Genomic DNA, 5,553 nt, shown 5'->3' with positions numbered 1-5,553 from the left:
TGCCTCGGTCGACGAGCCCCTGCCGCTGTTTCGCCGCCGGGCGTCCTGAGGGACTTTCATATCGAAGAGCTCCCAGCATAGCGAGGGCCTCCCGGCCCTCGCTTGATCGATTCCGCTCGCTGTGACACGCTTTGGGGACAACAACATAACCCCAGAGAATCAACCTGATGACACCATCTTCCCTGATACCGAAGACTCTGATCCTCGGTCTGTTAGTCTGTGCCGCCAGCTGCAGCACTTCCCTTTTAACGCCTGATGACACCGACAGCACCCTCTGGAGACTTGATCGCCTGGACCGGGTGGGCTCTGCGCCGGCTCGAACTGAGGGTGATCCGACCCTCGTGGACACCGTCCACGGCCCCGCGATTCGCTTCGATGGCGATGGAGACCGACTGCTGGTTGAGCACAATCCGCTGGCCGAACAGAATCAATTTACCATCGAGGTCTGGTTCAACCCGGCAGATGTTTGGCCGGCGAACTGGGAACCCCGCTTCTTCCACATCGAATCACTCGACAACCCCGATCGTCGGATCACAGTCGAACTTCGGCTGAATGATCAACAGCAGTGGTACCTCGACGGGTTTCTGAAGTCCGAGCGGGACGCCCTGACGCTGATTGACGAGACGCTAGTCCACCCGGTGAATCAATGGCACCACGCCGCCCTCACCTTTGATGGAACCACGATGCGTACTTACGTCAACGGTGCACTGGAGCTGGAGGGTACAGTAGACTTTGAACCGATTGGTACCCGCGCGCGCACTTCAATAGGCGCCCGATTGAATCGGGTTCACTGGTTCAATGGTCTGATGCTTGCAGTGAGAATGACGCCCCGGGCCCTGGAGCCCGAAGCGTTTCTGGACTGGGAAAAACTGCCCGACTAGACCGTCTCGGGCTTCCTTGCAGAGTACTTGAGCGAAGGATAGTCGGTATAGCCTTCCGGGCCCGAGGCATAAAATGTTGTCGGATCCGGTTCGTTCAGGGGAGCGTCCTGAGCAAAACGTTCCGCCAGGTCCGGATTGGCGATATAGAGTCTGCCAAACGCGACGGCATCCGCTTTGCCTTCGGCCAACCAGCGCTCGGCGCTGGTCTTCTCATAGTTTTCGTTAGCAATGTAGACGCCGCCGAACTGCGCTTTCAGGTCCGGACCCAGGCTGTCCTCCGCTTCGTGCTCCCGCGAGCACAGAAAGGCTAACTCGCGCTTGCCAAGCTCCCGCGCCACATAACCGAACAGCGCGGCCGGGTCTTCATCCCCCATGTCGTGGCCATCACCGCGCGGCGCCAGATGCACCCCGACCCTACCCGGCTCCCAAACGCTCAGTACCGCATCGGTCACTTCCAGCAGCAGTCGGGCACGGTTTTCGATCGAGCCCCCGTACTGATCGGTGCGCTGGTTACTGTTGGTCTGCAGAAACTGATCCAGCAGATAACCATTGGCGCCGTGAATTTCCACTCCATCAAACCCCGCACGCCGAGCGTTCTCGGCCCCGCGTCGATAGGCTTCGACCAACTCCGGAATTTCATCCAGGGTCAGCGCTCGCGGCGTGACATATTCTTTTTTCGGACGAATCAGACTGACGTGCCCTTCCGGACGAATCGCACTGGGGGCGACCGGTAATTCGCCCTCCAGATACACCGGGTCCGAAATCCGGCCAACGTGCCACAGCTGCAAGAGAATTTTTCCACCCTCAGCGTGCACCGCCTGTGTCACCTTGCGCCAGCCCGCTACCTGATCTTCCGACCAGATTCCCGGGGTGTTCGGGTAACCAACGCCCATGTGCGTCACTGAGGTGGCCTCGGTCAGAATCATGCCCGCACCGGCACGCTGGCGATAGTACTCCGCCATCATATCGTTGGGCACCCGGCCTTTGGAGGCGCGACAGCGCGTCAGGGGCGCCATGATGATACGATTGGACAACTGTAGGTCGCCAATCCGGATTGGGTCGGTCAAATGGGGCATGTTTCGTTCTCCTGAACAAAATCCGTAGAGCACGGAAAATCAATGAACGGATGTACGTGAACCCCTATTGCTTGGGATCATTTCCCCCTTTTAAATCCTCCCCGAGATGACCTTTACCTTCCTTTACGTGAGGCCCAGCTCTCGTCTCTGACACAGCACACGCTATAGCGCTTGAATCGAAGCCCAGAGTGCAGCATCAACCGGTATGCCGCGCTGCTGATTCTCCGCACGTCGAGCCATTACCGCTTCACCCGGATAGCGGATAACGCCGTCGGGCTTTGCCGGCCGGGAGCGATGGAGATCGTCGATGATCGACTGGACCGCGCCGCGTAAAGCGGGGCGATCTCCCAGTTGGTTGAGATCAATGGCGATAAAAACCTGAGACACACCATACTCCAGTGTCTGCTGACTGATATCCGCCGTGGAGCGGCCACCACTGAGCAGGGTGGCGAGCAGGTCCAGCATCAGCGACAGCCCTGCGCCTTTCCAGTAACCCACGGGCACTGGCCGCTGACTTTCGAGAATTGCCCGGGGATCGTCAGTCATGTGCCCGGCGGTATCGTAACCCCCGGGCACGGAAAGCTTGCGCTGCTGTTCGACGGCCAACTCCATCGCACCGTAGGAAAATTGCGATTGCGCCATATCCAGGACAACCGCACCCGGTTCGTGAGGTACCGCCATCACCAACGGATTGTTCCCCAAACGACAATCCGCAGCCCCCCAGGCCGGCAGGTTGGCGATGGTGTTGGTCCAACCGATAAACACAAACCCGCGCTCAGCGGCTTGCCAACCATAGGTACCACCGCGCATCCAGTGGTTGGTGTTCGCCAGTCCCACACAGCCCAATCCGTGAGATTCGGCCAACACCATGGCCCGTTCCGTGGCGGTGCAGGCGTTGAGTATCCCAGCCCCCAGGTGTCCGTCCCACTGCTCAAGAGCGCCCGCCGCCAGAGTGCACTCGGGCTTCGCCGAGGGCACGACATGTCCGCGACGGATCAGGTCGACAAAACGGGGAAAGCGGTTCAGTCCGTGGGTGTAGACACCATCAATACTGTTATCGGTGAACGTCTTCGCCAGGTGCGCCGCCTCGGTTTCTGCGAAACCCTCCCGGCGCAGAATGTCGCTCAACGTCTGTACGCTGAGCGCCGGACTGATCAAAAGATTCTGAGCCTTATGGGACGACATATACCCCTCGCCTTCACTGAATTACTGGAGAATCGACTCGTGACGATATCGACGCACGGCCATCGACATCAATAACACCGCCAGCGCAACGCAGCTGGCACTCGAAAGCACCCAGTGCACCGGAACAATCGACTGCCCATTTACCAGTTGAGTCATCAGTTGGTACTGACCGAGCAGTGGAATCGCCATGGTGAGACTTTGCTCGGGAATATTCAGGAACTGCAGTAGGAAAAACGGCAACATGGGCACCAGCATGGCAATGCCCAACTGCGTCTGAGCCTCCTTGGTCGAACGGGCAAACGCCGCAATGACAAACAGGAACGCGGTCATCAACAGGGCGACCGGCAAATGCAAAAACGCTGCGGCGACGAACGTCGATGCCGAAAAATCATAACGGCTGGTGAATACTCCATCGTCCAGCAACCCGAACAGAACGAAGCCGCTGATCAACGGGAGAATGAGAGACATCAGGACGAACGCCAGTATGGCGACATACTTACCCAGTACCAGTTGCCAACGCGGGACGGGTAAAGCCAGCAAGGGCTCAAGCGATAACCGCTCCCGCTCTCCGGCGGTCGTGTCCACCGCCAGATAGAAGCCGCCCATCATCATGGAGAAGAGCAACATGAACGGCAGGATCAAGCCCATGAACGCCTCACCCGGCACTTGGGTGGAAACATCCCGCTCGCTGATATGGAGCGGGTCAAAGACCTGCTCGTCCATCCCCCGGGCCAGAAACCGCAGGCTTCTCAACCGGGAATCATACCCATCGAGCACCGCCCGTAGTCGCCGCCGCTGCTGGGTCGCGTCGTCACCTCCGCTGTGATAATGGATCACCACCGGGGCGGGTCTGGCGTTGCGCAAAGCCGGTTCATAGTCCTCCGGAATTTCCATAACCAGCGGCAATTCACCACGGCGCAGTGGCTCAATGAAGTCCTCTTCCGTCGCCTCGGTATTGATGTTGTGCTCGGCGAGAAAGGCCATCAGGTTGGGGGCTCGATCGCGCCCGACCACCGCCACTGACAGTGGCTGTTCCGTATCGACACTGAATTTATTGACGTTGAATACCAAGGGCCCGATCATCAACGCGGGTAACAGCAGAGGGCCGTATAACAGGGTGAAAAACATGGAGCGCCGATCCCGCAGGTTGTCCCGGATCTCCTTCAGCAGAATGACCCAGAAGGACCTCATGGCTGCACCTCGGGCTGTTCACCAATGGCGGTCACAAAGGCATCTTCCAGATCACTCTGCCCGGTGCGTTCCAGAATGCCGGTCACGGTATCGGTCATGGCAATGCGTCCCTCACTGATGATGGCCACCCGATCACACAGACGGGACACCTCCTGCATGATGTGGCTGGAGATCAACACACAATGGCCCTCGTCCCGAAGGCGGCGGAGAATCGTCCGCAGGTTGCGTGTGGCCATGACATCCAGGCCATTGGTTGGCTCATCGAGAATGAGGGTGCTCGGGTTGTGAATCAAGGCGCGCCCCAGCGCTACCCGGGTTCTCTGTCCCTGGGAAAATCCCTCAGCCCGACGATCGGCAAAACCTTCCATATCAAGCCGCTCAATGAGATCACTGGCCCGATGATGCGCCTCCTCGGCACTCAATCCGCACAACTGCCCGTAGTACACCAGGTTTTCCCGACTGGTCAGCCTCGGGTACAGGCCGGCATTGTGTGGCAAAAACCCCAACCGCCGGCGGACCGCCAGGGGCGCTTTCACTACATCATGACCATCCACGCTGGCCAGGCCGCGGTCAGGTTTGACCAGCCCGGCCAGAATTCTCAGGGTGGTGGATTTACCGGCACCGTTGGGGCCGAGCAGACCGGTGATTTCCCCATCCTGCGCGTCAAAGCTGACATTCACCAGCGCCTGGACCAGTGTCTTCTTGCGGCCCCTGGGATGAAAGGATTTTACTAATGCCTGGGTGTGAATCACGTCAGTGCCGCCTCAGGGTGATGGTCCGTTTCGGTCCAGAAACAGGGGAACCGCCTGCACTCTGTCCAGACAGTCGGCCGACAATGAGTCCGGTTCCGCCGAGATGACAAAGCGCGCGATGATATCCGGCACACACCCCAGTAACCCGACCTGGTGCCCCCGCTCCGGCACCACCAGGTGGCGCGCATTGCTCAGGGTCTTCATGAGCTGATCGCCGTAGTCCGGTGGCGTAATCGGATCCCGCCCACCGCTGAGCAACAAGGTGGGAATGTCCGATTTCAGGGGCGCTTTGAATTGCTCGCCAATCTCTCCGCGAGGCCAGGGTTCGCACATGGCTTTCAGCCCCGCCAGAAAGCCCGGCCCCATATAGGTGCCCTCGCCCTCCTCAGCATCGATCTGAGGTTAAAAGGGCGCGTCCTCGGTACAGACCACACTGTTGTGCATCCCCAGTGCGATATCGTCACTGAC

The 5,553-nt window shown here is 59.2% G+C and carries 6 protein-coding genes; 1 reads left to right on the top strand and 5 read right to left on the bottom strand.

From position 1 onward, the window contains the following. Positions 1–341 precede the first annotated feature (341 nt). A complete protein-coding gene (locus B3187_RS11375) occupies positions 342–881 on the top strand; it encodes a LamG domain-containing protein (protein ID WP_286806523.1) in 540 nt (179 codons plus the stop codon). Here the strand turns inward: B3187_RS11375 and B3187_RS11370 are convergent. The 5 genes from B3187_RS11370 to B3187_RS11350 form a co-directional block, all read right to left on the bottom strand. Continuing rightward, positions 878–1,957: an alkene reductase gene (locus B3187_RS11370; RefSeq protein WP_123637577.1), complete on the bottom strand. Its 1,080-nt coding sequence runs from the start codon at positions 1,955–1,957 to the stop codon at positions 878–880. The genes B3187_RS11375 and B3187_RS11370 overlap by 4 nt on opposite strands. A 162-nt stretch (positions 1,958–2,119) precedes the next feature. Beyond that, a complete protein-coding gene (yiaK, locus tag B3187_RS11365) occupies positions 2,120–3,142 on the bottom strand; it encodes a 3-dehydro-L-gulonate 2-dehydrogenase (RefSeq protein ID WP_123637578.1) in 1,023 nt (340 codons plus the stop codon). Between the two features lie 21 nt (positions 3,143–3,163). Next, positions 3,164–4,333, bottom strand: a complete 1,170-nt coding sequence (locus B3187_RS11360; protein ID WP_286806521.1) for an ABC transporter permease — start codon at positions 4,331–4,333, stop codon at positions 3,164–3,166. Then, complete coding sequence (locus B3187_RS11355) at positions 4,330–5,085, bottom strand: ATP-binding cassette domain-containing protein (RefSeq protein WP_286806520.1); 756 nt, start codon at positions 5,083–5,085, stop codon at positions 4,330–4,332. Before B3187_RS11355 ends, B3187_RS11360 begins: the two co-directional genes overlap by 4 nt. A 12-nt stretch (positions 5,086–5,097) precedes the next feature. Further along, the gene (locus B3187_RS11350; protein ID WP_286806518.1) at positions 5,098–5,451 is read right to left on the bottom strand and encodes an alpha/beta hydrolase; all 354 of its coding nucleotides are present in this window, start codon (positions 5,449–5,451) and stop codon (positions 5,098–5,100) included. Positions 5,452–5,553 lie beyond the last annotated feature (102 nt).

The sequence above is a fragment of the Marinimicrobium sp. UBA4209 genome (assembly GCF_002381585.1).
In the GTDB taxonomy this organism is placed as follows: Bacteria; Pseudomonadota; Gammaproteobacteria; order Pseudomonadales; family Cellvibrionaceae; genus Marinimicrobium; species Marinimicrobium koreense.
This window is presented reverse-complemented; position numbering and strand designations above follow the sequence as displayed.